This is a genomic window from Streptomyces sp. NPDC088553 (assembly GCF_044752965.1).
GTDB lineage: Bacteria > Actinomycetota > Actinomycetes > Streptomycetales > Streptomycetaceae > Streptomyces.
In genome coordinates, this window is the sequence record NZ_JBIVMG010000005.1 from 125,170 (window position 1) to 146,438 (window position 21,269).

At 71.9% G+C, this 21,269-nt stretch carries 19 protein-coding genes and 1 riboswitch; of the genes, 11 read left to right on the forward strand and 8 right to left on the reverse strand.

Annotated elements, in window-relative coordinates; genetic code table 11:
• The first annotated feature begins 121 nt into the window (after nt 1-121).
• From ACIP8Z_RS17305 to otsB, 3 genes are all read left to right on the forward strand, one after another.
• Nucleotides 122-1,429 (forward strand): ABC transporter substrate-binding protein, encoded by a 1,308-nt coding sequence (locus ACIP8Z_RS17305; protein WP_402084122.1) that lies wholly within the window; start codon nt 122-124, stop codon nt 1,427-1,429.
• A 94-nt stretch (nt 1,430-1,523) separates the two neighbouring features.
• Nucleotides 1,524-1,787 (forward strand): DUF3263 domain-containing protein, encoded by a 264-nt coding sequence (locus tag ACIP8Z_RS17310; protein WP_402084124.1) that lies wholly within the window; start codon nt 1,524-1,526, stop codon nt 1,785-1,787.
• 92 nt (nt 1,788-1,879) lie between these two features.
• Entirely contained in the window at nt 1,880-2,722 is an 843-nt protein-coding gene (otsB, locus tag ACIP8Z_RS17315) for a trehalose-phosphatase (RefSeq protein ID WP_402084127.1), read from the forward strand.
• A gap of 16 nt (nt 2,723-2,738) precedes the next feature.
• On the opposite strand, the gene ACIP8Z_RS17320 is transcribed toward otsB, so the two are convergent.
• Nucleotides 2,739-3,626, reverse strand: a complete 888-nt coding sequence (locus ACIP8Z_RS17320; RefSeq protein WP_402084130.1) for an NAD(P)-dependent oxidoreductase — start codon at nt 3,624-3,626, stop codon at nt 2,739-2,741.
• Nucleotides 3,627-3,724: 98 nt separating this feature from the next.
• Between ACIP8Z_RS17320 and ACIP8Z_RS17325 the strand changes: the two genes are divergently transcribed.
• Complete coding sequence (locus ACIP8Z_RS17325) at nt 3,725-4,087, forward strand: winged helix-turn-helix transcriptional regulator (RefSeq protein ID WP_402084133.1); 363 nt, start codon at nt 3,725-3,727, stop codon at nt 4,085-4,087.
• On the opposite strand, the gene ACIP8Z_RS17330 is transcribed toward ACIP8Z_RS17325, so the two are convergent.
• From ACIP8Z_RS17330 to ACIP8Z_RS17340, 3 genes are all read right to left on the reverse strand, one after another.
• Entirely contained in the window at nt 4,084-5,529 is a 1,446-nt protein-coding gene (locus ACIP8Z_RS17330; RefSeq protein WP_402084135.1) for a trehalose-6-phosphate synthase, read from the reverse strand. The genes ACIP8Z_RS17325 and ACIP8Z_RS17330 overlap by 4 nt on opposite strands.
• Nucleotides 5,530-5,623: 94 nt before the next feature.
• On the reverse strand, nt 5,624-7,444 hold the full coding sequence (locus ACIP8Z_RS17335; protein ID WP_402084137.1) for a hypothetical protein: 1,821 nt from the start codon (nt 7,442-7,444) through the stop codon (nt 5,624-5,626).
• A 38-nt stretch (nt 7,445-7,482) separates the two neighbouring features.
• Nucleotides 7,483-8,424 (reverse strand): glucosyl-3-phosphoglycerate synthase, encoded by a 942-nt coding sequence (locus tag ACIP8Z_RS17340; RefSeq protein WP_402084139.1) that lies wholly within the window; start codon nt 8,422-8,424, stop codon nt 7,483-7,485.
• A gap of 149 nt (nt 8,425-8,573) precedes the next feature.
• Nucleotides 8,574-8,720, forward strand: a riboswitch (SAM riboswitch).
• Here ACIP8Z_RS17340 and thrC point away from each other — a divergent pair.
• The 5 genes from thrC to ACIP8Z_RS17365 all read left to right on the forward strand — a co-directional run bounded on the left by thrC (nt 8,714) and on the right by ACIP8Z_RS17365 (nt 13,605).
• Entirely contained in the window at nt 8,714-10,024 is a 1,311-nt protein-coding gene (thrC, locus tag ACIP8Z_RS17345) for a threonine synthase (protein WP_402085275.1), read from the forward strand. Its footprint overlaps the riboswitch before it by 7 nt.
• Nucleotides 10,025-10,038: 14 nt before the next feature.
• On the forward strand, nt 10,039-10,317 hold the full coding sequence (locus ACIP8Z_RS17350) for a MoaD/ThiS family protein (RefSeq protein ID WP_017238235.1): 279 nt from the start codon (nt 10,039-10,041) through the stop codon (nt 10,315-10,317).
• A 408-nt stretch (nt 10,318-10,725) separates the two neighbouring features.
• Nucleotides 10,726-10,929: a cold-shock protein gene (locus ACIP8Z_RS17355; RefSeq protein ID WP_015035246.1), complete on the forward strand. Its 204-nt coding sequence runs from the start codon at nt 10,726-10,728 to the stop codon at nt 10,927-10,929.
• Nucleotides 10,930-11,316: 387 nt separating this feature from the next.
• Nucleotides 11,317-12,945, forward strand: coding sequence for a chaperonin GroEL (gene groL / locus ACIP8Z_RS17360; RefSeq protein WP_055598877.1), 1,629 nt, complete (start codon nt 11,317-11,319; stop codon nt 12,943-12,945).
• A 189-nt stretch (nt 12,946-13,134) separates the two neighbouring features.
• Nucleotides 13,135-13,605 carry an SRPBCC domain-containing protein gene (locus tag ACIP8Z_RS17365; RefSeq protein WP_402084142.1) on the forward strand — a complete coding sequence of 157 codons (471 nt, stop codon included), beginning with the start codon at nt 13,135-13,137 and terminating at the stop codon, nt 13,603-13,605.
• Between the two features lie 22 nt (nt 13,606-13,627).
• On the opposite strand, the gene ACIP8Z_RS17370 is transcribed toward ACIP8Z_RS17365, so the two are convergent.
• Entirely contained in the window at nt 13,628-14,371 is a 744-nt protein-coding gene (locus tag ACIP8Z_RS17370) for a class I SAM-dependent methyltransferase (protein WP_402084145.1), read from the reverse strand.
• Nucleotides 14,372-14,929: 558 nt separating this feature from the next.
• Here ACIP8Z_RS17370 and ACIP8Z_RS17375 point away from each other — a divergent pair.
• Nucleotides 14,930-16,210 carry a lysine 2,3-aminomutase gene (locus ACIP8Z_RS17375; RefSeq protein WP_402084148.1) on the forward strand — a complete coding sequence of 427 codons (1,281 nt, stop codon included), beginning with the start codon at nt 14,930-14,932 and terminating at the stop codon, nt 16,208-16,210.
• A 20-nt stretch (nt 16,211-16,230) separates the two neighbouring features.
• On the opposite strand, the gene ACIP8Z_RS17380 is transcribed toward ACIP8Z_RS17375, so the two are convergent.
• A complete protein-coding gene (locus tag ACIP8Z_RS17380) occupies nt 16,231-16,968 on the reverse strand; it encodes a transporter substrate-binding domain-containing protein (RefSeq protein WP_402084150.1) in 738 nt (245 codons plus the stop codon).
• A 188-nt stretch (nt 16,969-17,156) separates the two neighbouring features.
• Here ACIP8Z_RS17380 and ACIP8Z_RS17385 point away from each other — a divergent pair, with 188 nt between their 5' ends.
• Nucleotides 17,157-18,680 carry an alpha/beta hydrolase gene (locus tag ACIP8Z_RS17385; protein WP_402084153.1) on the forward strand — a complete coding sequence of 508 codons (1,524 nt, stop codon included), beginning with the start codon at nt 17,157-17,159 and terminating at the stop codon, nt 18,678-18,680.
• A gap of 73 nt (nt 18,681-18,753) precedes the next feature.
• Here ACIP8Z_RS17385 and ACIP8Z_RS17390 read toward each other — a convergent pair whose 3' ends face one another.
• The gene (locus tag ACIP8Z_RS17390) at nt 18,754-20,244 is read right to left on the reverse strand and encodes a PTS transporter subunit EIIC (RefSeq protein ID WP_402084154.1); all 1,491 of its coding nucleotides are present in this window, start codon (nt 20,242-20,244) and stop codon (nt 18,754-18,756) included.
• A gap of 70 nt (nt 20,245-20,314) precedes the next feature.
• Nucleotides 20,315-21,250: an N-acetylmuramic acid 6-phosphate etherase gene (murQ, locus tag ACIP8Z_RS17395; RefSeq protein ID WP_402084156.1), complete on the reverse strand. Its 936-nt coding sequence runs from the start codon at nt 21,248-21,250 to the stop codon at nt 20,315-20,317.
• Between the last annotated feature and the right edge of the window lie 19 nt (nt 21,251-21,269).

Genomic DNA, 21,269 nt, shown 5'->3' on the forward strand with positions numbered 1-21,269 from the left:
GGGTCCCGTCATGGGGCCCATCGTCCCGGTGGCGTTGCGGAAGTGATACCCGAGTGGTGTAGACCTCATACCCGCGCACGCGAGAGACTTACGGCCCTGCGCAGAGCAAACGTGCGGCTCGATGCAGCTCAACGACGAGCAAAAGGTGGATGAAGCCGTGGAGCGGCGACGATTTCTTGGATTGACCGCGGCCGTCGCCGCACTCGGACTGACCGCCACGGTCGCCGGCTGTGGTTCCCTCGGGGGTGACTCCGGCGACGTGACCCTGAGACTGGTCGCGGCCGACTACGACCTCACCGGCGGCGACACCACCAAGAAGTACTGGGCCGGCCTCGTCGCCGCCTTCGAGGCCGGACACCCCGGCGTCAAGGTCGAGGTGCAGGTCGAGTCCTGGGACGACGTCGACCGCAAGGTCGCCGAGATGGTCGCGGCCGACAAGGCCCCCGACATCGCGCAGATCGGCGCCTACGCCGACTACGCGGCAGCCGACCAGCTCTACGCCGCCGACGAGCTCCTCTCCATACCCGTCCAGTCCAACTTCCTCGCGCCGCTCGTCGACGCCGGGGAGCACAAGCGGACCCAGTACGGGCTGCCCTTCGTCGCCTCCACCCGGCCGCTGTTCTACAACAAGGCCCTCTTCGACAAGGCCGGCGCCAAGCCCCCCACCACCTGGGCCGAGCTCGCCGAGGCCGCCGGGAAGCTGAAGGACGACGGTGTCCGCACCCCCTTCGCGCTGCCCCTCGGCCCCGAGGAGGCCCAGGCCGAGGCCCTGATGTGGATGCTCAGCGGCGGCGGTGGCTGGACCGACGGCACCGACCACTACGCGGTCGACTCCGACGCCAACATCAAGACCTTCGACTGGCTCAAGAACCACCTGGTCGGCAAGGGCCTCACCGGGCCCGTCGCCCCCGGCAAGCTCAACCGCAAGGCCGCCTTCGCCGCCTTCGCGAACGGCGAGGTCGGCATGCTCAACGGCCACCCCTCGCTCCTCAAGGAAGCCGCCAAGAAGGGCGTCGAGGTCGGGCAGATCCCGCTCCCGGGCGCCGACGGCCAGGCCGAGGCCGCCATGGGCGTGGCCGACTGGATCATGGGCTTCAAGCAGAACGGTCACCGCAAGGAGATCGGCGACTTCCTCAACTTCGTCTTCAGCGACGAGAACGTCCTGAAGTTCGCCGGCGACAACGACCTCCTGCCGGTCACCGTCACCGCCTCCACCCGCATGGAGACCGAGCCCGAGCACGCCAACCTGCGCGTCTTCCTCAAGACGCTCCCGGAGAGCCAGCTCCCGCCGGTCGGCAAGACGTCCTGGGCCAAGGTCAGCGAGAACGTCAAGCAGAACATCGGCAAGGCCGTCGCCCCGGCCGGGGTCCCCTCCGAGGTCCTCGGGGCGATCGGACGCGCGGCGACGGCGGCGGAGAACGCCGAGTAGGAGGGGCCGCTCGACCGGGCGGCCACGGCGTCGAGGAGCGCCGCTCGACCGGGCGGCCACGGCGTCGAGGAGCGCCGGGTAATAGGTTGGTCGTATGACCGAGGAGCGGGAAGCGGCGGACAACGGCGACGAAGGCGGGCTCAGAGAGCGCGAGCAGGCCCTCCTCGCCGTCGAGCGCCGCTCCTGGCCCGGCCCCGGCGCCAAGGAACGCGCGGTCCGCGAGAGCCTCGGACTCTCCCCGACCCGCTACTACCAGCTTCTCAACGCCCTCCTGGACGACCCCAGGGCCCTCGCCCACGACCCGGTGACGGTGAACCGGCTGCGGCGGGTGCGGGACGAGAAGAGACTCAAGCGCTGAAGCGAGGGCCCCCGGTGCCCGCGCCGGGCTCCTCACGTGCCGTCTTGTCCGTGGCCCTGACGTGGGCGGCGTGCGTGGGTAGGGTCGGGAGTATGGTCAGCCTCCCGCACCCGACCACATCCGCCGGCCGCGACGGTCTGGCCGCGCTGCTCGCGCGGCCCGAGAAGGCCGTCGTCGCCCTCGACTTCGACGGCACCCTCGCCGAGATCGTCCCCGACCCCGAACGGGCCCGCGCCCACCCCGGCGCCGTCGAGGCGCTCGCCGCGCTCGCGCCCGAGGTCGCCTCCGTCGCCGTCGTGACCGGCCGCCCCGCCGGGGTCGCCGTCCGGTACGGCGGCTTCGCCGGCGTCCCCGGCCTGGAGCACCTCGTCGTCCTCGGCCACTACGGCGCCGAACGCTGGGACGCCGTCACCGGTACCGTCCGGGCCGCCGCCCCGCACCCGGGCGTCGCCTCCGTCCGCGCCGAGCTCCCCGGCTTCCTCGACCGGGCCGGCGCCTGGCCGGGCGTCTGGATCGAGGAGAAGGGCCGCGCGGTCGCCGTCCACACCCGCCGCGCCCTCGACCCGGAGGGCGCCTTCGAGGCCCTCAAGGGCCCGCTGAGCGACCTCGCCACCCACCACGGCCTCGTCCTGGAGCCCGGCCGCATGGTCCTGGAGCTGCGGCCGCCGGGCATGGACAAGGGCGTCGCGCTCGCGGAGTACGTACGGGAGGTGGGCGCCGGGTCCGTGCTCTACGCAGGCGACGACCTGGGCGACCTGCCCGCCTTCGCCGCCGTCGAGAAGCTCCGCTTCGACGGCGTCCCGGGGCTCCTGGTCTGCTCCGGGTCCACGGAGGTCCCGGAGCTGGCCGACCGCGGGGACCTCGCGGTGGCTGGCCCGCCGGGGGTGGTGGAGTTCCTGAGGGCGCTGGCGGAGGCGGTACGGCGGGAGGCCTGAGCCGGGGCCGTCCCCGTCAGCCCTTCCGTACGAGCAGGTCCACCAGGCTCGTCGCCTCCTGCCCGGCGCTGTTCGCCTCTAGCCCGCGGCGCATCAGCTCGAAGTAGGGCAGGACCAGCTCCGGGCTGACGCCCTGGCCCTCGGCGGTCGCCAGGAAGGTCGGCGTGCCGGCCACCTGCATCGCCAGGTTGGAGTCCGTGTCGTCGTGGTCGCCGCTCGCCAGCCGGCGAGCGGTCCCGTCGACCCCGGGACCGACCATCGCCCGGATCCAGTCCCCGAGCAGCGGGGCGAACGCGACCGGGTCGATGTCCTCCTCGCGGATCAGGGCGAAGGCGTGCGCGGCCCCCGCGAACATCCCGTACATGGCGCTCAGCAGGGCCACGTCGTGCAGGGCCGCGAAGCCCGCGTCCTCGCCGACGTAGGTGGTGTTCACCGGCACGGCGAGGGACTCCCGGTGGAGCTCGAACAGCTCCCGCGAGCCGCTGTAGAAGACGTAGCTGCCGGCCTCCGGGATCCCGACCATCGGCGGGACGGCCATGATGCCGCCGTCCAGGTAGCGGGCGCCGCGCTCCTCGGCCCACGCGGCGCGGGTCCGGGCCTGGGCGGGGGTCGTGGTGGTCAGGTTGACCAGGTCCTTGCCGGTCAGGTCGACACCGTCCAGGGCGGTCTCCACCGAGGCGTCGTCGAGGAGGCAGACGATGACGAGGGTGCTCGCCGCGACCGCCTCGGCCGCGGTGTCCGCGACCTTCGCGCCCTCGGGGGCCAGCGCCTCCGCGCGGGCCGGGGTGCGGTTCCAGACGGTGAGCGGGTGCCCGGCGGCGAGCCAGGTGCGGGCCAGGGCGGTGCCCATCGCGCCGAGGCCGAGGAGGGTGACGGGGGTCTTTTCGATCGTGTTCGCTGTCATGATCACAAGGCTGCTCCAGGGCTCTGACCTGCTCAAGTACCCACTTGGAAGTGGGTGGTTACCCTGAGGTGAGCGAACAGGTCAGAAGGGTGGGGCACATGGCGACGCTGAACCGGCCCGGCACCGAGGACGGCCACGTCTGCGGGATCGACGCGGCGATGGAGGTCATCGGCGGCAAGTGGAAGGTGCTCATCCTGTGGGCGCTGCACCAGCGGCCGCACTGCCGTTTCGGCGAGCTGCGCCGGCTCGTCCCGGGCATCACGGAGAAGGTCCTGGCCTCCCATCTGCGGGAGCTGGAGGCGGACGGCATCGTGGACCGGGTCTCCTACGAGGAGGTCCCGCCCCGCGTCGAGTACGCCCTCACGAAGGACGGCGTCCGCCTCAACGAGGCCCTCGAACCCCTGGCGCTGTGGGGGCGCGAGCGGGCGGCCGCCGCCTCCCCGGAGCGGTCCTCCTCCTAGCTCTGCTCCCGCAGCGCGTCGAGCTGGTTCAGGAACCAGCGCTGCGGGGGCAGGGCCGTGGCCGTCGCCGCGAGGCGCTTCGTGCGGTCGGCGCGTTCGGACAGGGGCATCGTCAGGGCGGTGTGGAGGGCGACGGCGGTCTCCGAGACGTCGAAGGGGTTCACCGCGAGGACGTCCTCGCGCAGCTCCTCGTACGCGCCCGCGCCCGTCGACAGGACGAGCGCGCAGCCCGCGTCCGAGACCACCGGTATCTCCTTCGCGACCAGGTTCATGCCGTCGCGCACCGGGTTGACCAGGGCCACGTCCGCCAGGCGGTACGCGGCGAGGGAGCGGGTGAAGTCGTCCTCCACGGAGACGATCACCGGCTGCCAGTCGGCCGTGCCGAACTCCGCGTTGATCTCGGCGGCCAGGTCGGCCACCGAGGCCGTGTACGCGCGGTACGACTCCAGATCCTGCCGGGAGGGGTACGCCGAGGCCAGGTGGACCACCCGGTCGCGCCACTCCGGGTGGACGGTGAGCAGCTCCCGGTAGGCGAGGAGGCCGCGCAGGATGTTCTTCGACAGCTCCGTGCGGTCGACGCGGACGATGGTCCTGCGCTCGCCCACCTCGGCGCGGAGACGGGCGAGGGCCTCGTCCACCTCGGGGCGGTGGGCCAGGGCCCGCAGCTCGTCGCCGTCGACGCCCAGCGGGTACGCCCGGACCCGGGTGCGGCCCTTCCCGACGCCGTGGCGGCGCCACTCCACCCCGTGCCAGGGGTCGCCGCTCGGCCGGACGCCCTGGGCCGTCCCGGTCGGGTCGTCGCGCTGGGAGCAGCAGCTGATGAACGCCGACGCCCATCCCCAGGTGTGGAAGCCCAGCTCGTCGGCGCCGAGCATGCCCCACAGGAGTTCCTCGACGATGTCGTCCGGAACCATGCGCAGGTACTCGGGGGACACCCAGGGCGTGTGGGTGAAGTGCCCGATCCGCAGGTCGGGGCGGAGCTCCCGCAGCATCCCGGGGACGAGCGCCATGTGGTAGTCCTGCACCAGGACCGCCGCGCCGTCGTCCGCCTCGGCGGCCAGGGCTTCGGCGAAGGCGCGGTTGTAGGCGCGGTACGACTCCCAGAGGCGCCGGAACTCCGCGTCGAAGACGGGCTCGCGGGGGATGTCGTACAGGTGGTGGTGGAGGAACCACAGAACCGAGTTCGCGATGCCGTTGTACGCGTCGGCGTACACCTCCGGGTCGATGTCCAGCATCCGGACGCCCGGCTCGCCGATGCCGCGCCGGACGGCCTCCCGGTCGCCCTCGCCGAGCGCCGCGCACACCCACAGGCTGTCCTGCGAGGAGACGGCGCTCAGCCCGGAGACCAGGCCGCCGCCGCCCCTGCGGGCGTCGAGCTCACCGTCCTCGCCGCGCACGTACGAGACGGGTCCCCGGTTGGATGCCACGAGTACGGATGCCATGTGGCGAACCTAGCCCGTCCCGTAAACGCTCAAACGTACGTATACGAGACGAGGGGATCCGGCCACGGAGGGTGGCCGGACCTCCGGAGGGCCGTCAGTTCTCGCGCCGGCCGCGCATCGCGGCCTTCGCGACCAGGCCGGTGGCGGCGAGGGCCAGGCCCAGGGCGCCCAGCAGCCACAGCCGCTCGCCGTCGGCGCCGGTGTCGGCCATCGAGCCGCCGCCGCCGATCCCGTGCGGTCCGGGGGCCGGGGGTGCGGGGGTGGAATCGGCGGGGGTCGGGGTGGGCGTGGGCTCGACCGGGGCCGGTGTCGGGTCCGTGGGGGTGGGCGTGGGGTCCACCGGCGTCGGGGTCGGATCCACCGGGGCCGGCGTCGGCGTGGGGGTCGGCTTCGGCTTCCTGAGCTCCGGGGTCGCTCCGCAGGCGGGGTCCTCGCTGCCGTCTCCGCAGTTGGAGCGGGGGGTCTCGACCTTCACGCTGTTGCGGAGCCTCCCGTCTCCGGTCGGCGGGCTCTTGATCTTCACCGAGTAGGTGACGGTCGCCGTCCGCCCGGCCGGGATGGTCCCCGCGAATCCGATCCTGGACGCCTTGTAGGTCACCGTGCCCAGGTCCGTCCGCACGTCGCCCCGGTACTCGGCGTCGTCGAGGTTCCCGCTCAGGTCGTCGCTGAACCTGGCGTTCGGGTAGTCGTGCGCGCTGACGTTCTTCGCGGTGATCGTGTACGTGAGCGTGTCGCCCGGCTTCACCGTGCGCGGGCTCGCCGTCTTGGTGATCTCCAGGTCGGGGACCGGAACGGAGAAGGCCAGCGCGGAGGGCACGTAGGTGTCGCCGCGCGTCGTGAAGGTCAGATCGGCCGAGGTGGCGCCCTGCGGGACGGCGCCGTCGGGGATGTCGAAGGCCTTCGCGTCGATGCTCAGGTTGTTGACCAGGTCGGGGGCGACGGCACCGTCGTCCCCGCTGATGAAGAAGTTGCTGGTGTTGCCCGTGTGGGCCTCGGTGACGTTCCTGCCGTCGACGAGGAAGGTGTCACCCGGGGTGTTCCAGTCGCCCTCGTACGCGGTGACGCTCGCCCGCGCCTTGCCGCCGCTCCGATGGAAGCCGTCCACGCTGATCGTGGTCGCGGGGGAGGACGAGCGCTGGAGGACGTGCCCGCCGTACACGTACACGTTCCGCCGCTCGGGCGCGCGGACCGGGTCGGGACCCGGGAACCTGTGGACGACGGTCAGCGACCAGCCCGCCACGCAGCCCTTGCCGTCGGGCGCCCAGATGTTGCCGACGGTCACCTGCGCGTCCGTACCGGAGGTGCCCGCGAACGCGGCCGTCACGTCCGACTCGCCGGTGTAGTAGTGCGGGCCGTTGGTGTCGGCCGGGTCGGCGACCATGCTGTCGATCGAGACCGGGGTCAGGGCGCCCGCCCCGACCTTGATCACCGGGGCGGTCGTCGTGGGGTCGCCGGGCGAGCGCTCGACATCGGCGCCGGAGATGTCGCAGCGCTTCAGCCGCGCCCCGCTCGGCCCCGTGTACGTGCCGTCGTTGCCACCCCAGAAGAGCCGGGCGTACGCCACCTCCGCGCCCGCCGGGATCCGTACACGGCCGGTGCTGGAGCCGTACTCGCTCCCGAGGGCGCCGGCGTCGATCCGCCGCATCGCGAAGGTGTTGTTGTTGTCCGAGCCCTGGCCGCTCGCCGCGAGCGCACAACGGGCGGCCAGGTCGGCGGGGGCGTCCGGACAGCCCATGACCGTGTTGCCGACGGTCGTGAAGTCGCCGTACAGCGACGCGTCGTACCGCTTGCCGAACGGCTCGACCACGTCCGCCGCGGCCGGCCCCGCCGCCGTGAACGCCAGCGAGCCCGCCGTCAGTCCGACGGCCACGGCGGCCGCGAGCCCCCTGCCCAGGTGATGTTGTCTGAAGCCCATAAAAGGGCAATGTAGGCAAAACGGATCATCATCCGGCGTTACGCCACGCGGCGGTGCGCATACTCGGTGATTTCGGCCATCGGTGGCCGCTCCTCCGTGTCCACGTCGTACGTCCGCGGCTCGAAGCCCTCCTCGCCCCGCTCGAACTGCGTCAGCCGGGGGCGCACCAGATGGCCCCGCGAGAGCCGCAGCTGCGCCGTCCGGTAGATCGCCGCCGCCATCCGGCCCAGCGCCTGCCCGTCCTGGTGCCGGTGCTTGCGCACCCCCACGTCCACCTGCGCGAGCGCGTCCAGGCCCACCGTGTGCAGGGCGTCCACCAGCAGGCCGAGCTCCACTCCGTAACCGACAGGGAAGGGCAGCCGTTCGAGGAGGGACCGGCGCGCCGCGTACTCGCCGCCCAGCGGCTGCACGAAACCGGCCAGCCGCGGCCAGTGCAGATTGAGCAGAGGACGGGCCACGAGCTCCGTCACCCGACCCCCCTGACCAGGGGTGTCTCCGAACGGGCGGTCGTACATCGCCTTCACGAAGTCCACGTCCGGGTCGGTGAGGAGAGGGCCCACGATCCCCGACACGAAGTCCGCCGAGAAGTCCCGCAGGTCCGCGTCGATGAAGCACACGACGTCCCCGGTGGTCACCATCAGCGACCGCCACAGGACCTCGCCCTTGCCCGGCACGGCCGGTATCCGGGGGAGTATCGCGTCCCGCGCCACCACCCGCGCCCCGGCCGCCGCCGCCACCTCCGCCGTACGGTCCGAGGAGCCCGAGTCGATCACCACCAGCTCGTCGACGAGCGGCACCGCCTCCGACATGAGCTCACGCCGGATCACGGCGACGATGTCACCCACCGTCGCTTCCTCGTTCAGCGCCGGCAGGACGACGCTGACCTTCGTGTTCCGCTTCGCGGCGAGGATCCGCTCCAGCGGCCGGTCCGCCACGGACCAGGACCCCCGGTCCAGCCAGCGCTCCACCTCTTCCAGCACGTGATCTCCATCTCGCGGTTCGGACGGCCGGTCCAAGCGTCCGGGCCTTCGGTTACAGTCTTGAACAACGCGGATGCCCGATGCACGTCGGGGTGCCGCCCGCGCCGGAGCGCAGGAACGAAAGTTCACCGCGCTTCACAATCGAATACCGCTCATCCAGAGGGGCAGAGGGAAACGGCCCGTTGAAGCCCCGGCAACCCTCCAGTCGGTTTGTCTCGTCCTCCAGCGAGGCCCCCGGCTAGGGAAGGTGCCAAATCCGTCTCATGGCGAAAAATTCGTCATGGGAAAGATGAGGAGAAAGGGCCTCGCCTCCATGGCTGTACAGACTGCTACCCCCGCCACTTCGGTCGACCTCGGTCCCGCGTCCGGACTCTCCTGTCGCGAATGCGGTGAAGTCTTCCCGCTCGGCCCGATCTTCGCCTGCGAACTCTGTTTCGGACCGCTCGAAGTCGCGTACGACCTCCCCACCGGTGACCCCGAGGCGCTGCGCAAGCAGATCGAGGCCGGCCCCGCCAACATCTGGCGCTACGCCCCGCTGCTGCCCGTCCCCGCCGACGTCGCCGACAAGCCCAACCTGAACCCGGGCTGGACCAAGCTCGTCCAGGCCGACAACCTCGCCCGCGAGATCGGCGTCGCCCCCGGCAGGCTCTTCGTCAAGGACGACTCCGGCAACCCGACCCACTCCTTCAAGGACCGGGTCGTCGCCCAGGCCATCGAGGCCGCCCGCGCCTTCGGCTTCACCACCCTCTCCTGCTCCTCCACGGGCAACCTGGCCGGCGCCGTCGGTGCCGCCGCCGCCCGCGCCGGCTTCCGCTCCTGCGTGTTCATCCCGCACGACCTGGAGCAGGGCAAGGTCGTCATGGCCGGTGTCTACGGCGGTGACCTCGTCGCCATCGAGGGCAACTACGACGACGTCAACCGCTTCTGCTCCGAGCTCATCGGCGACCCGCTGGGCGAGGGCTGGGGCTTCGTCAACGTCAACCTCCGCCCGTACTACGGCGAGGGCTCCAAGACGCTGGCGTACGAGATCTGCGAGCAGCTCGGCTGGGTCATCCCCGACCAGCTCGTCATCCCGATCGCCTCCGGCTCCCAGCTCACGAAGATCGACAAGGGTCTCCAGGAGCTCATCAAGCTCGGCCTCGTCGAGGACAAGCCGTACAAGATCTTCGGCGCCCAGGCCGAGGGCTGCTCCCCGGTGTCGGTGGCCTTCAAGGCCGGCCACGACGTCGTACGGCCCCAGAAGCCGAACACGATCGCCAAGTCGCTCGCGATCGGCAACCCGGCCGACGGCCCGTACGTCCTCGACATCGCCCGCCGCACCGGCGGCGCCGTGGAGGACGTGAACGACGAGCAGGTCGTGGACGCGATCAAGCTCCTCGCGCAGACCGAGGGCATCTTCGCCGAGACCGCGGGCGGCGTGACCGTCGGCGTCACGAGGAAGCTCGTCGAGAACGGGCTGATCGACCCGAACCTCACCACCGTCGTCCTCAACACCGGCGACGGACTCAAGACCCTGGACGCGGTGGCCGACACCTCTCAGGCGACCGTCACCATCCGCCCGAGCCTGGACGCGTTCCGCGACGCCGGCCTGGCCCTCTGAAAGGTTTCGAAGACATGGCCGTGAACGTCCGCATCCCCACCATCCTCCGCACCTACACGGGCGGGCAGTCCGAGGTCCAGGCCGAGGGCGCGACCCTCGCCGAGGTCATTGCGGACCTGGAGAAGAACCACACGGGCATCGCCGCCCGGGTCCTGGACGACCAGGGCAAGCTGCGCCGCTTCGTCAACGTCTACGTGAACGACGACGACGTGCGCTTCGAGCAGGGCCTGGAGACGGCCACCCCGGCCGGCGCCGGCGTCTCGATCATCCCGGCCGTCGCCGGAGGCTGCTGAGCCCCTCACGGCTCGCCGCTTGTCCCGTCTTTCTTGAATTGCCCCTTCCGCGCCATAAAGCGGAAGGGGCAATTCTGCATGGTTGGGCGCGGTAGAGTTGGGGAAGTCCCCTCCGCTGCTCATGCCGGGCGCATATGAGAATGCGTCCCCGCACGACAAGAAGCAGCCAAAGTGCGTGCGCGTTGTGTACCTTCTGCACGCTTTGCCGGGCCCGAATTGCCCGGTAAATCAAGGGAATCTCCCCAATTCGCCTTTCCGTGGCGCCCAGAATTCTCAGTCGATTGACCTGTTGCAGAGGGCAGTTGGGCAGATACATTCAGCCGCGGTCGACGCGTTCCGGCGCAGGGTCTGACCCGGGTTCCGCGAAGTGCGGGTCCCGCGCAAGGGCCAGTAATAGGGGAGTTAGGCATGGCTCAGGGCACCGTCAAGTGGTTCAACGCGGAGAAGGGCTACGGCTTCATCGCGGTCGACGGTGGTGCGGATGTTTTCGTCCACTACAGCGCGATCCAGATGGATGGCTACCGCAGCCTCGAAGAGGGACAGCGAGTCGAGTTCGAGATCTCGCAGGGCCAGAAGGGTCCGCAGGCGGACATGGTCAAGCTCGCCGTCTGAGCGCGGCGCGATCGGCCACCGACGCAACGCCGTCGAGGGGTCCGCATCCCTGAGGGGATGCGGACCCCTCACGCGTTCCCGGCCGCCTTCCGAGCGGGTTCCGCGCCCGTTCCATGCGCGTCCCGAGCCCGTTCCGCGCCCCTCTCGCGCCCCTCCCGTGACCCCCCGCCCCGCATCCCGATCATCGAGAGTCGCTTGCACTCTCATAGGGCGAGTGCTAATCATTGGCGTTAGCACTCGGAAGGTGAGAGTGCTACGAGGATCGGGCAGACGAGGCCGCCGGCCGGGTGGGGCAAGGAACCACGCGGAGCTGCGGAGGCCGTCCGTCGCGGGCGTCGGCGCGGTCCTGGAGCGTTATCCACCCCATGTCCGGGAGGACCACTTCACATGGCCAAGATCATCGCGTTCGACGAGGAGGCCCGGCGCGGTCTCGAGCGCGGCATGAACCAGCTCGCTGACGCCGTCAAGGTCACCCTCGGCCCCAAGGGTCGCAACGTCGTCCTCGAGAAGAAGTGGGGCGCCCCCACGATCACCAACGATGGTGTCTCCATCGCCAAGGAGATCGAGCTCGAGGACCCGTACGAGAAGATCGGCGCCGAGCTGGTCAAGGAAGTCGCCAAGAAGACGGACGACGTCGCCGGCGACGGTACGACCACCGCCACCGTTCTCGCCCAGGCGCTCGTCCGCGAGGGCCTGCGCAACGTGGCCGCCGGTGCCAACCCGATGGCCCTCAAGCGCGGTATCGAGAAGGCCGTCGAGGCCGTCTCCGGCGCCCTGCTCGAGCAGGCGAAGGATGTCGAGACCAAGGAGCAGATCGCTTCCACGGCCTCCATCTCCGCCGCCGACACCCAGATCGGCGAGCTCATCGCCGAGGCGATGGACAAGGTCGGCAAGGAAGGCGTCATCACCGTCGAGGAGTCCCAGACCTTCGGTCTGGAGCTGGAGCTCACCGAGGGCATGCGCTTCGACAAGGGCTACATCTCGGCGTACTTCGCCACCGACATGGAGCGTATGGAGGCGTCGCTCGACGACCCGTACCTCCTGATCGTCAACTCCAAGATCTCCTCCGTGAAGGACCTGCTCCCGCTCCTGGAGAAGGTCATGCAGTCGGGCAAGCCGCTGCTGATCATCGCCGAGGACGTCGAGGGCGAGGCCCTGTCGACCCTGGTCGTCAACAAGATCCGCGGCACCTTCAAGTCCGTCGCGGTCAAGGCCCCGGGCTTCGGCGACCGTCGCAAGGCCATGCTGAACGACATCGCCATCCTCACCGGCGGCACGGTCATCTCCGAGGAGGTCGGCCTGAAGCTGGAGAACGCGGGCCTCGACCTGCTGGGCCGCGCCCGCAAGGTCGTCATCACCAAGGACGAGACCACCATCGTCGACGGTGCCGGTGACAGCGAGCAGGTCGCCGGTCGCGTGAACCAGATCCGCGCCGAGATCGAGAACAGCGACTCGGACTACGACCGCGAGAAGCTGCAGGAGCGCCTGGCGAAGCTCGCCGGCGGTGTCGCGGTCATCAAGGCCGGTGCCGCGACCGAGGTCGAGCTCAAGGAGCGCAAGCACCGCATCGAGGACGCCGTTCGCAACGCGAAGGCGGCCGTCGAGGAGGGCATCGTCGCCGGCGGTGGCGTGGCCCTGCTCCAGGCTTCCTCGGTCTTCGAGAAGCTCGAGGCCGACCTCACGGGTGACGAGGCCACGGGCGCGAACATCGTGAAGCTGGCCCTTGAGGCCCCGCTGAAGCAGATCGCGGTCAACGCCGGTCTCGAGGGCGGCGTCGTGGCGGAGAAGGTCCGCAACCTGCCCGTCGGCCACGGCCTCAACGCCGCGACCAACGAGTACGTCGACCTCATCGCCGAGGGCATCATCGACCCGGCGAAGGTCACGCGCTCCGCGCTGCAGAACGCCGCGTCGATCGCCGCGCTGTTCCTCACCACCGAGGCCGTCATCGCCGACAAGCCGGAGAAGGCGTCCGCGCCGGCCGGCGGCGGCATGCCGGGCGGTGACATGGACTTCTGATCCTCCGGGATCGGCAGTTCATCGCTGAACGCGAACGAGGGCGGCACCCCCCTGGTGGGGGTGCCGCCCTCGGGCGTTTCCCGGCGGCGGATCAGCCGGCGGAGCGGTCAGCGGGTCCGTGGTGCCGGACGTGCTGGGCGGGGACGGCGGGGCGATCCTGGAAGTGCCCCTTCATGAAGGGAACGGACCATGGTCACCCTCCTGACGACCCCGGCCGATCGTGAGCTGGTCATCACCCGCACCTTCGACGCCCCGCCGGCCCGGGTCTGGGAGGCGTGGACGGTCCCCGGGCACGTCCGGGAGTGGTACGGGGCGGCCGCGCTGACCACGACGGTCGTCGACATCGATCTGCGGGTGGGCGGTGCGTGGCGCTGGGGCCAGACCGCCCCGGACGGCCAGGAGATCGTCTTCTCCGGCACGTACGAGGACGTCGTCCCGGTCGAGCGGCTCGACTACACGGAGGTCTTCGAGCAGATGCCGGACGCCGACGCGGTCCGGGTCACGCTCACCTTCGACGCGACCCCGGACGGCGGCACGGCCCTGACCAGCACGTCGTTCTGGCCGTCGAACGAGGTCAGGGACCAGGCGCTGGCGGCGGGCATGGAGGCGGGGGTGCGGGAGCAGTACGACCGCCTCGCGGAGCACCTGAGGTCGATGTGAGGGCCGGTCGCCCTCGGCCGTGCTACGGGCGTCGGAAGAGCGCCGTCCAGAGGAAGGCCTCTCCGAAGGCGGGGGAGTCGGTGGCCTCGTCGCGCATGCGGCGGACCTCGATGTCGGTCAGGCCGGCGAAGATGCCGCGCAACGAGGCGTCCGTATAGGCGAGTCCGCCGTCCAGCGCGCCCTTCCGGTAGAAGTCGGCGTCGGGCAGTTCGGAGCCCATGCCGCCTTCTCCGGCGGCGAACGCGGTGAGCGCGAAGTGCCCGCCGGGCGCGAGGACGCGGTCCAGGAGCGCGAGGTGGCTGATGCGACGGTGCGGTGGCAGGTGGTGGAAGCAGCCGGAGTCGTAGACGAGGTCGTACGGGCCTTCCAGAGGGGCGGCGAAGGCGTCGCCGCACATGAACCGCACGCCCTGCGCACCGGCCTCCGCGGCGCGTTCCTCCGCCCAGCGGATCGCGGTCGCGGAGAGGTCGACGGCGTCCACCTCGTACCCGAGCGACGCGAGGTACAGGGTGTTCCGCCCGGGCCCGCACCCGAGGTCGAGGGCCCGCCCGCCACCGGCCGGGAGCAGCCCGCGCTCGACGTACGAGACGAGGTTCTCGTCGGGCTTGGCGACGAAGAACGGCACGGGCCTGTCCCGGTCGGCGTAGAACCCGTCCCACCAGTCGGCGCCGCCGTCGGTCCACCGGTCGGCACCGGGTGCGAAGAGTCCGTCGAGCAGGCGCAGTACGTCCTCGACCGTGCGGATGTCACGGTTGTCCAAGTCCATCGGGATCCCCCTCCGAGTCGATCTCCAGGGTAGGGGGTGAAGGATTAAAAGCCCAGGTCAGAGGGGGTGTGTGGATGCCCTGGAGGGGGTCGTGCGGCGCTCGGGGCCGAGGTCCGGCCCGCCGGGTGCCGCGCCGCCTCCCGCGGGCCCCACGTGCCCGCCCAGGCTCGGGAAGGGGCCTTCCGGGGCGTCGCCCGGACCGGTTTCCGTACGGGATTCCAGCCCGGTTCACCCGCGCTCATCCGGCCCGCGCCTTCCGGAGGAAAGGCGCCAATCTGGCAGATGACCGGGGCGTGCCCCAGGCCGAAAGCCCTCGGGTGCGAACCCGGTCGTAACGGTATGGAACGGACCTTCGTGGCGCGGGGTGCTGTCCGGTACGTGCCGCGCACGATTGGCCGGACTCCTCCGTTGCCCCCGAACCGGGCCACCGCTAGGGCCATTGGCGGCCGGGGCACCCACTCCCCATCATCGTCCGGGGTGCGCCGCACCAGCCATCGGTGAGGCCTTCGGGGAGGCGACGACCGTGCAGACGACCGACGTCCCGGCGGTGGGGAACGGGTGACCGTCTTCACCGGTCACCGCCTCGCCCGGCTCATCGCCGAGCGCACCGGGCAGCCCGCCCTCGCGCACGACGCCGACGTCGTCGGCCGCGTGCTGCCGTTCAGGGTCGGCTCCCACGCCGCCGACGCGCTCATCGACTGGTCGCGCGCCCCCGACGACCCCCTCTACCGGCTCCTCGTGCCCCACCGCGACCTGCTCGCCCCCGCGGACTTCGCCGCCGTCGAGCAGACCCTGCGGGACGGCGACCGGGACCGATTGCGGCTCGTCGTCGACGGTCTGCGCGAACGGCTCGACCCGCACCCGGCCGGCCGGGACACCGAGGCCGTCCGGGACCTCTACCCCGGCACCCTGCTCGTCCTCCCCGACCGGCGCCGCACCTGCCCCATCCCCTGCGTGTCCTGCTTCCGCCGGCCCCCGGACCCCGGCGACCCGGCGCTCGGAGGGGCACGGGGCGGGCCCGAGGCGATGACGGCCCGCCTGGCCCGGCACCCGGAGATCACGGACGTCGTCCTCGACGGCGAGGACCCGCTCGCCATGCGGGCGGCGGAGCTCGACGCGTACCTCTCACCACTCCTCGCCACTCCCCAGGTGCGGACGATCCGCATCCGGACGAGGGCCGTGCTCCACACCCCGGAGCGCTTCCTCGCCGCGACCGGCGACGCCGCCGACGCCGATGACCTCCTCCGCGTCCTCGAACGGGTCGTCGCGGCAGGCCGCCACCTCTCGCTGCTCCTCCACCTCACCCACCCCCGGGAGCTCGACCCGGCACCGACCCGCCGGGCCGTCGCCCGCGTCCTCGCGACGGGAGCGGCGGTCCGTACCCAGGCCCCCGTCCTCCGGCACGTCAACGACGACGCCGGGGTCTGGGCGCGCATGTGGCGCGAACAGACCGCGCTCGGCCTCGTCCCGTACCGCATGCTCGTCGAGCGCGGCGCGGGCGGGCGCCGCTGCTTCGGTCTGCCGCTCGCCGAGGTCGTGGACGTTCACGCGGAGGCGGTACGGCAGTGGGCGCGGGGGCTCGCGCCCGCTGTCGGCGGCCCGGTGATGTCCACGGAGCTGGGCACGCTCGCCGTGGACGGCGTCGTTCGGCTCGGGCAGGGCCCGGCCTTCGCCCTCCGCGCGCTCCGGGTCCGCGATCCGGCCCTGGCCGGCGCCGTGGCGTACGCCCGCTTCGACCCGGCGGCGAGGTGGTGGGACGAGCTGACCGCGTACGGCCCCCGGGACCGGATCCTGATCCCGGGGGAGCCGCTGACGCCCGCGGACATGACGGGCGGCTGAACCCCCGCCCCCCGGATCCGTCAGGCGGGCGGGGCGAGCAGCCCCGTGTCCTGCCCGGCGCGACGGAGCGAGTCCGCCACGAAGCCGTTCGCCTTCAGCTCCTCGACGGTGGAGCGGAGGAAGGCGACCGTCTCGGGCGCGCGGCCGGCCGTCGTGCCGACCGCCTGCCGGATCTCCATGAACCGGCCCTCGATCAGCCGGACTTCGGGGTGTTCCGCCACGTACGAGGTCATCGGCTGACGGATGCCGGCGCCCGCCTCCAGGCCCTCCTCCCGGAACGTGTCGACGCCCTCCGCCCCGCGGACGACCGTCGCGTGCGCGAGGGACCGGGAGAGGAAGAGGTCGTACGCGGAGCCCTGCTTGACGCCGATCCGGACGCCGGGCGCGTCGACGTCCTCGACGGTGGTGAGGCCGGAGTCGCGCGGGACGGCGTACACGCCCTCGATGACGGCGTACGGGGCGGTGAACGCGACCTCCGTCTCCCGCGCCGGATCCACGGCGAGGAAGCAGAGGTCGGCCCGGCCGTCGGCCATCGCCTCGAAGGACTTCCGTGCCGCGTCGAAGCAGAGCAGCTCGACGGGAAGCCCGAGCCGCGCCCCGATCTCCCGCGCCAGATCGACGGTGATCCCGGACGGCGCCTCGGGGGTGCCCTGGGCGAGCACCGGGTTCCCGAGGTTGATGGAGGCCCGGAGGGTGCCGGTGGGGGCGAGGTCGGCGGCCAGGGCGGAGGAGGGGGCGGGGCTCGGCGTGTGCGTCATGGGGGTGGAGTCTAGGAAGCGTCGGCGGCGGTCGCGTTCCGAGGCCGGGGGTCGGGGGTGTCGGGTGGTCCTCCGGGTCTCTCCTCGCGGCCGCCCGAACACCCGCCGTACCTCCGGGGGTTGGCCCTACCTCCGGGCCGCGTGCCTGCCGGATGGGGCGGGAGGACCGGCTTCGACAGGCTGTGGGCATGACAGCGAATCCAGGACGTAGCGCTTCTCTTCTCGGTCTCTCCGTCGCCATCGTCGCCGGGCTCGGCCTCGCCGCCGGCGGCGTCGCGCCCGCCTCCGCCGCCGGGCTCGACTGGGGGGTGTGCGACCCCGCCGTCAAGCCGCTTCCCGGGCAGCAGTGCGCCAAGCTCTCCGTACCCCTCGACTACGCCCGTCCCGACGGGGAGCAGATCCAGCTCGCCGTCTCCCGGCTGCCCGGCGCGCGGCCCGAGGCGCGGCGCGGGGTGCTCATGGTGATTCCCGGTGGGCCCGGCAGCTCCGGGGTGCAGCGGCTGGCGCAGAAGGGTGCCGCGCTGGCGAAGGAGATGGACGGGGCGTACGACCTCGTGGCGTTCGACCCGCGCGGGATCGGCGGCTCGGCCAAGGCGCGGTGCGGGCTCGACGAGGGCGACCGGTGGATGATGACGCTGCGGTCGTGGCCGGACGCGGACGGCGGCATCGACGAGAACGTCGCCCGGTCGAAGCGGATCGCCCAGGCCTGTGCCCGGAACGGGGGTGCCATGCTGCGCGGGCTGACCACCGCCAACCAGGTGCGGGACCTGGAACAGCTGAGGAAGGCGCTCGGCGAGCGGAAGCTGTCGGCGTGGGGCGTGTCGTACGGGACGTACGTGGCGGCCGCCTACGCCGAGCAGTTCCCCGGACGGACCGATCGCTGGGTGCTCGACAGCAGCAACGACCCCGACCCGAAGCGGGTCGCCCGGGGCTGGCTGGAGGGCATGGCGCAGGGCGCCGAGGACCGGTTCCCGGACTTCGCGGCCTACGCGGCGCATCCGGACCGGGCGGTCGAGGGGGTGCGACTCGCGGAGCGGCCCGAGGACGTACGGGCGGTCGTCATGGAACTGGTGGGCCGGCTCGACCGGGAGCCGCACGCCTCCGTGCTGCCGGGTGCGCCGGGCGAGCCCGCGAAGCCGGGCCCTCCGCTCACGGGCTCGATGCTGCTCCAGTCGCTCCAGCTCGCGCTCTACTCCGACGGCTTCTTCCCGTCCTTCGCGCAGCTGGTGACGGAGGCGCTCGACCCGGAGGGCCGGCCGGTGCTGCCGCGCGAGCTGGCGGGCGCGATGCCGGACGACGCCGCGGCCATCACCGTGGGTGTGATCTGCAACGACGTGAACTGGCCCGCGTCCGTGTCCGCGCACGAACGGGCCGTGGCGAAGGACCGCGAGCGGTTCCCGCTGACGGCGGGGATGCCGGCGAACATCACCCCCTGCTCCTTCTGGAAGGGCGGCGCGGCGGAGAAACCCGTCCGCGTCACCGACCGGGGGCCGTCCAACATCCTGATGATCCAGAACCTGCGGGATCCGGCCACCCCGCACTCCAAGGGGATGGGGATGCGGCGCGCACTCGGCGACCGGGCGCGGCTCGTCTCCGTCGACCACGGCGGCCACGGGGTCTATCTCGGGAACGGGAACGCCTGCGGGGACCGGGCGGTGACCCGGTTCCTCACCGAGGGCGTCCGGCCGGACGGTGACGTTCTCTGCCGGTAGGCAACTCCCGTACGCCACGGAGACGCGGGAGCCCGGTCGGAATCCTTCCGCCCGGGCTCCTTTCCGCCGTCGCTCAGACCTTCGCCGGCTCCGGCTCGCGTTCCGGCGTCGGGCCGCCCTTCGCCACGGTCGCCTCCGCCTGTTCCGTCTCCGTGTCCACGTCGAACTCCTCCAGGAGTTCCTTGCTGAAGCCCCAGAAGTACGTCGCCACGAAGCCCGCCAGGTAGCCGACGATCAGGCCGCCCGCGTAGATCGCGATCGTCTCGCCCAGGCCCTTGTTGCCGTCGAGGAGCGGGAAGAGGGCCCAGCCCGAGGGGCCGATCGCCGTCGAGCCGACCGTGTCGCCCAGCATGCTGAACAGCCCGACGAAGCCGCCGCCGAACGCTCCGCCGACGCAGGCCGTGACGAAGGGGCGGCCGAGGGGCAGCGAGACGCCGTAGATGAGCGGCTCGCCGACGCCCAGGAAGCCGGCCGGGAGCGCGGACCTGATCGTGCGGCGGATCGAGCCGTTGCGCGGGAGCTTCAGGTAGACGGCCATCGCCGCGCCGACCTGGCCCGCGCCCGCCATCGCCAGGATGGGCAGGAGGACCGTGTAGCCCTGCTGCTCGATGAGCGTGGTGTGGATGGGGATGAGGGCCTGGTGCAGGCCCAGCATCACCAGCGGCAGGAACAGGCCGCCGAGGAGGAAGCCCGCTCCGGCGCCCGCGTGGGCGAGGAGCCAGTCGGCGAACTCGCCGATGGCGGTGGAGATCTCACCGGCGACGAACATCAGGCCGAAGATCGTGACCAGGCCCGAGATCAGGACCGTCAGGGTCGGGGTGACCAGGACGTCGAGGGACTCCGGCACCCAGCGGCGGCACCACTTCTCCACGTACACCGCGAGGATCGCCGCGCCGAGCGCGCCGAGCACACCGCCCTGGCCGGGGGAGAGCGTCTGGCCGAAGGCGTCGATCTTGGCGACGCCCGGGAAGACGATGATCGCCGCGACCGCGCCGCCGAGGATCGCCGTACCGCCGAACTCCTTCGCCGTGTTGTATCCGACGAAGACCGCGATGAGGGCCATGAAGCCGCTCGCCATCGCCGCGAGCGCCGGGGTGACGCCGGGCAGCCAGCCGAGGTTGATCAGCAGGCCGTTGAGGCCGGCGATGATGCCGCAGCCGATGAGCGCGGGGATCAGCGGGACGAAGATGTTCGCGATCCGGCGGAGGAAGAGCTTGAACGGGGTGGCGTTCTTCGCCTTCCGCGCCGCCTTCAGGGCCGCGCCCTGCGCCGCGAGGTCCTCCGCCGAGTGCGCCGGCTGCGGGGCGGCGGCCACCAGGGCCTCGATCTCCGGGGTCACGCGGGCGACGGTGCCCGGGCCGAGGACGATCTGGTACGTGTCGTCCTCCACCACGCCCATCACGGCGGGCAGTGCCTTGAGGGCCTCGTCCTGGACGAGCGAGCGGTCCCGCAGACCCAGCCGGAGGCGGGTCATGCAGTGGGCCACGGAGCTGATGTTCCCGGCGCCGCCGACGAGGGGGAGGATCGCGGCGGCGATGGCGCGGTTCTTGTCGTCTGTGCTCATGGTGCGGTGGTGCCTTGCTGTGAGGGGTGCCTCTGGGGGGAGGGGGCCGACGGATGGTGCCCCCTGGGGGTTACGGCGTGGGTCCGGTCGCGTGCAGCGCCGCGCGCAGGTGGCCCCGGGAGACCTTCAGCCGCTCGGCGGCCGTGGGGGCGTCGATGTCGGCGAGGATCATGAGGATCGCGTTCTTCACCTCCCCGTCGGCGGCGGCGAGGGCGGTCTCGATCTGCTCGTCCGGTGCTCCGGTGGCCAGGGCGACGATCCGCCGCGAGCGGGCCTGGAGCTTCTCGTTGGAGGCGCGGACGTCGACCATCAGGTTTCCGTACGTCTTGCCGAGCCGGATCATCGTGATGGTCGAGATCATGTTGAGGACGAGCTTCTGGGCGGTGCCCGCCTTGAGCCGGGTCGAGCCGGTGAGCAGCTCCGGGCCGGGGACGACCTCGATGCCGTGCTCGGCGGCGGCGGCGAGCGCGCTGTCCTCGTTGCAGGAGAGGCCGATGGTGAGCGCGCCGCGTGCGCGGGCGTGCTCGACGGCGCCGATGGCGTACGGGGTGCGGCCGGAGGCGGAGACGCCGACGACGGTGTCGTCCTCCGTGACGCCGAGCGCGGTGAGGTCCTCGGCGGCGAGTTCCTTGGAGTCCTCGGCGCCTTCGACGGCCTTGACCATGGCGGAGGGGCCGCCCGCGATGAGGCCGACGACCTCGCTCGGGTCGGTGTTGAAGGTGGGCGGGCACTCGCTGGCGTCGAGGACGCCGAGGCGGCCCGCGGTGCCGGCGCCCATGTAGATGAGGCGGCCGCCACGGGCCATGCGCTCGGCGGTGGCGTCGATGGCGGCGGCGATGGCGGGCAGCTGCCGGGCGACGGCGGTGGGGACGGTGGCGTCCTCGCCGTTCATGAGCGCGGCGATCTCGGCGGTGGGGAGCTGGTCGATCTCGGCCAGTTCCGGGCGGAACGCCTCGGTGGTGAGGGTGGCCAGCTGGGCGCGGAGTTCGGAGTACGTAGCAGACACGTGCGGCTCTTTCGGTGCT